This window comes from Gammaproteobacteria bacterium (assembly GCA_027296625.1).
Classification (GTDB): Bacteria; Pseudomonadota; Gammaproteobacteria; order JAKEHO01; family JAKEHO01; genus JAKEHO01.
Genome location: JAPUIX010000005.1, coordinates 1 through 4765 on the forward strand (window position 1 = coordinate 1; position 4765 = coordinate 4765).

A 4765-nucleotide genomic window follows, 5' to 3' on the forward strand; every position below is an offset into this window, starting at 1 on the left:
TTGAACCGGTGGGCGCTGGGCTCTTCGCACTTGCCGAACGACGGTCTTTACGCACCTGATTGCGCCGTGGCAGGGTCTCAGGCGCACCGAGTGCCCCATCCCAAGCCGCCAATCCGGGTCGATTGGTCACGCTTTCGATCAAAACACAAGTGTGCTACCGTCTTCGGTGGTTGGGAGGAATCATCTGGGAAATCCCAGATCAAGACTGTCGGCGCCCAGGTCATCGATGAACCTGGAGTTTACCTTGGATTTAGAGCTTATCTCGGGACTGTGATCAAAGAGGTACTCGGGCCGCCAATTCGGATAGAAAGTGAAGCGCACAAATGCGAGATAAGAACGTTATCACTGCGGATTTAGTAAGGAATACTGGTAGATATTCCATTATAGATTTGCCAGATAAAGAGAGATTCATTGAATATTTCATCACGACGTTTATGTTAGCGATAGAGAGAATTTATGGAAGCGATGTTCGAAAGAACGTAGAACGAGATGGGGTTAAAAATATACACAAATATATACAAAATGATGTCCAATTGCGGGATCTGAGAGATTCCGTTATGCGCGCGCTGAGACCTTATGTTTTCGCATTGTCAGTAGATATTGGAGATATTCTAGGTCTAGCGGACCCTTATTGGGTCGATGATAACACCATTCTTCGTATAAGTTACCCGTATAAGGTGGCGCGTTTAGCCCCACAGGATTCGCTTCTGTCGAGTTCAGGCACGCGGGACAAGCCCGCACCTCGGTGGTTGGACAGTCTTAAGTCTTTGCTGCTCAACAGCCGCATCTCGCGACCTGTTCGGTCAGCGCGAAATGCTCTTCGTTCGGCATTTAGTGGGCCTAGTCAGTATAACATTCGTTCATACCACCGCGGGTTGCCACGTGCCGCCTGGGCACATGGCCCTCACAAGGACACCTGGCATGGACTTGCAAAGGACAGTATCAACCTATGGTGGTCTATCGACGGCGTGAACAAACAAAATTCGGTCCTTCTATATCCAGAAACTTTTGGAAAAGAAGCGCGACCAGACCCAACATCCATGTATCTTGCGGCTGGTCAGGAACTTCCAAGGCCAGTTACGTTTGACATGAACCCTGGGGAGGTGTTGGTGTTTAATCCGGAGATCCTACATGGAACGCGATTGAATACGTCGGACGAAACGCGGGTTGCCATCTCCACCCGGCTTAATCCCACAACTCTGGTTTTCGACAACGAGGCGCCCTTTTTTCTGGAGCACTGGCATTTGTCGACGAACATACGAACGGGTCGGACGGATCGAGTGCAGCGTATTTCTAAGAAAACCGGGTCTCGGCGCAAGGCCAAATCGATAACCAAACGTCACTCCGATCGGCGGTGTAACGTGCATGATGTATACGCGAGATTGAAACGACTTCACTCGGTAGTCATCGGTCCGTCCGACATTTTACAATCCAATCAAAAAGCGCTTTTTCGACTAGAGAACGCCCAGGTTCTGGTACTGCGTCGCCAGAGTGAACTGCTGGCGTTTTCAGCCAACTGTCCACACCTTGGGGTCTGTCTGATTGACGGCTACAACGACGAAGCGCACATCTACTGTCCAGGCCACGGGTTAGAGTTTGACCTTAGTACCGGGGACAGCAGCTGTGGCGAGTTCAGCTTGCGCCGGTACTGGGTCAAAGAAGAGAACGGTCTTATTCTTCTGGGCCTGTCGGACCCTTGTTCCGCGTAGGACGACCCGCCACTCGAGAAATACCCGATAAACGCGCCATTGCTTGGATGGCTCATGAGCGGTCAATGGGATTACATTATAAGTAATTATACGTACGTAGTCGTGCCAATTCACGAATGGGACTTGTTTATCAATAAATACTCCCTTAAAGAGCCCATATTTGTACTCGCCCAAAGAGCGGGAAACTACGGCAGGTCGTCGCACCCACGGCCTCATGCCTGGTACACACCCAGATGCGGTTGTCAATCAGGTGTGCTCACCACTTCGCCTGTTAGCCAAGAGCAGCCATGGTGGCCGAACCTTCGGCTACCAAATTTGCCAGAGCCCAAGCTCCATTCGACCATCCGACTGTTGCCATCATGCACAATGGTATGCTCTTTCTCGGCAGGGAAGCCAAAATTTAGTCTTGGATTACAGAGGGGTAAGGTCCCGTGCGTGTAGCTGTACTCGGTGGCGGAATAACCGGGGCGTGTGCGGCGCTCGAGCTTTCTGAACGCGGACTCGTCGTCGACCTCTACGAGCAGAGCGCGCAGCTCATCTCCCGGGCGAGCTATTGGAACGAGGGCAAGATTCATCTAGGCCTGGTCTACGCCCAGGACCGATCTCGGAGGTCGGCGCGCACAATGATCGAGGGCGCGCTGCGTTTTCGACCCCTGCTATCGCGCTGGATCGAAACCGACGCCCTGGATCGCGTCGTATCGGATCCGTTTATCTATGCTGTGCATCGCAACACCTTAGTGCCACCGGCCGCGGTCGAGGAGCATTTCCGGGCCGTAACCAAATTGTACCGGAGCATGAGTCGGGAGGCCGGTACGGGGTATATCGCGCCGATTGAGAGAAGGATCTGGCAGCGCCACGACCCTGGCATGACCGGCGCACTATTCGACGATGACGAGATCATTGCCTCCTACCGAACCGAGGAGCGGAGCATCGATCCGTTCGTTATAGCTGCCCACCTCCGGTCGGCCGTAGCCGCCGCGCCAAAGGTGACGGTGCTAACGAATACGACGGTCACGAAGATAGAGAGGCGCAAGGGGACGAATTTCGTCGTCGTCAGCGAACGCGGAGGACGTACACAGCGCGAAACTTATGGAGCCGTGGTCAATGCGCTTTGGCAGAACAGGGTCGGAATGGACGCAACATTTGGCCTAGCAGAGGCCCGGCCTGTCCTGCATCGATTTAGGGTTGGACTGCACTCGAAGCCTTCGTTGGCGCCGGACGACCTTCCGACAGTGACCTTTATGCTGGGACCATTCGGCGATACGGTCAATTTCGGCCATCGCGCCTATTTGAGCTGGTATCCCGCCGGCCACCTGCTCACATCCAGGGAGAGGGCACCATCCGCGCCGGATGCGGACATCCTAAAGTCCGATCTCAGTCAGGTGGAAAAGGGGACATTGGACGCCGTGAGTCGTCTGATTCCGAGGCAAAGGCAAGCCTTACGCCGATCTGCGGGCCAATGGGAGATCGGGGGCGGCTATATCACGGCCTGGGGGAGAACCGGTATCGACGATAAGCATAGCCAGTTACATGAGCGCTTTGAGGTCGGCGTCCACAGCACCGGGTCCTATCACTCGGTCGATACCGGAAAATACACCCTTGGTCCCTATTTCGCCGAGATCGTCTGTGACCGCATAATTCCGGCAAGATCGGTTGCGCGCCCCGTTCGGGCGGTGAAGAAATGAGTTGCGGAGGACGACCATGACGGTGACCGTCTGCGTTCCGGTCTGGAACGGCGAGGCATTTGTCGACGAAACTCTTGAAAGCGTGCGCACGCAGACGTTGGGCGACATTACGGTCCTGATCTCCGTCGACAAATCCGATGACCGGTCCCTCGACATCTGCCGCGCCTTCGCGGCAAAGGACCCGAGGTTTAGGGTCTTCGCCCAATCAGCACGTCTCGGTTGGATCGGCAACGTGAATTGGCTATTGCGGCAAGTCAATTCCGAGTTCGCCAATTTATTGCCCCATGATGACGTGATCACGCCTGTCTATCTTGAGCGGTTGATTGCAAAACTAGATAGTCATCCGAAAGCAGTCCTGGCCTATTGCGACATGCTAGCATTCGGGAATAGAGATGCCGTGCTAGTTGGCCCGGAGGCCACGGGAGATCTTTTCGCGCGGATACTAGACTTTCTTTATGAGAATGCAGCCGCTGAGGCTTGGCGCGGCGTGTTCCGCTCGGAGGTTCTCAAAAAGGGCTGCTATCATGAAGAGGCTAACGGCGCCGCGGCCGATCAGGTCTGGCTGTTGCGTCTCGTGGTCCAAGGACATCTAGTCCGGGTGCCCGAAATCCTTTACCGCAAACGCCTACACGATCACTCAATCGTTGCCAGAGCTTTGACCAAAAATGGAGTTCCAACCGATAGTCATTGGGCCGATCATTGCGTGTCGTGCCACCGCATCGCGCTGGCGGCCGGCCAGTGGACCCATACCCAGAAACAGGCGATTGCCACCGCCTCCCTCATAAGGGCCTTGCGCCCTAGAGACTACGCAGGGTTAGGGGCGACGCCAGTCGAATCGATGACCTCCCTGCTGACCTCTATAGCTGATTACGCGCAGCGATTGTCCGGTTTGGCGCCGCCCGGTTCGGACCTTATGAGGCCGACCGACTTTCCAGACAAGCTTCGTACATATTTGGAGCACAGCCTCTGGAGGCTGCTGGCGAGACAAGCGGTCGGGAAATTCTTGCCGCAAGCGCTGCTGGCGAGACAAGCGGTCAGGAAATTCTTGCTGCACCGGCGCCTTCGTGAATGACCGCTTAGGGTCACGAGCAGACTCCACGGTCACTGTGTCGCTTCGTCCGCTCTTAGGGCCGAAGCGGACGTAATCGGCGGAAAAGCGGACGTTGAGATCGAAGGTCTGCTTCATGCGCGCAAATAGCCCGGACTCACGCTGAGTTGCCGGCGCAACCAAAAACCTTGACCGATTGAGGGTAGGAAAAGAAATACATAACCTGAAACCCCTGCAAGGCCGGGGCAGCCCGTTCCTCCAGCATCAGTTTTCCGCTGTTGTAGATGTGATCCGCCACTAACAGAAGGCGGATGTCCGGACCG

At 55.1% G+C, this 4765-nt stretch carries 4 protein-coding genes; all 4 read left to right on the forward strand.

Annotated elements, in window-relative coordinates; translation table 11 throughout:
* Positions 1–357 (forward strand): hypothetical protein (locus tag O6944_00120; protein MCZ6717557.1); only part of this gene is annotated, 357 nt, incomplete at its 5' end.
* Positions 358–557: 200 nt separating this feature from the next.
* Complete coding sequence (locus O6944_00125) at positions 558–1709, forward strand: Rieske 2Fe-2S domain-containing protein (GenBank protein MCZ6717558.1); 1152 nt, start codon at positions 558–560, stop codon at positions 1707–1709.
* Positions 1710–2140: 431 nt separating this feature from the next.
* Positions 2141–3394: an FAD-dependent oxidoreductase gene (locus O6944_00130; protein ID MCZ6717559.1), complete on the forward strand. Its 1254-nt coding sequence runs from the start codon at positions 2141–2143 to the stop codon at positions 3392–3394.
* 16 nt (positions 3395–3410) lie between these two features.
* A complete protein-coding gene (locus O6944_00135) occupies positions 3411–4466 on the forward strand; it encodes a glycosyltransferase family 2 protein (protein MCZ6717560.1) in 1056 nt (351 codons plus the stop codon).
* The last annotated feature ends 299 nt before the right edge of the window (positions 4467–4765 follow it).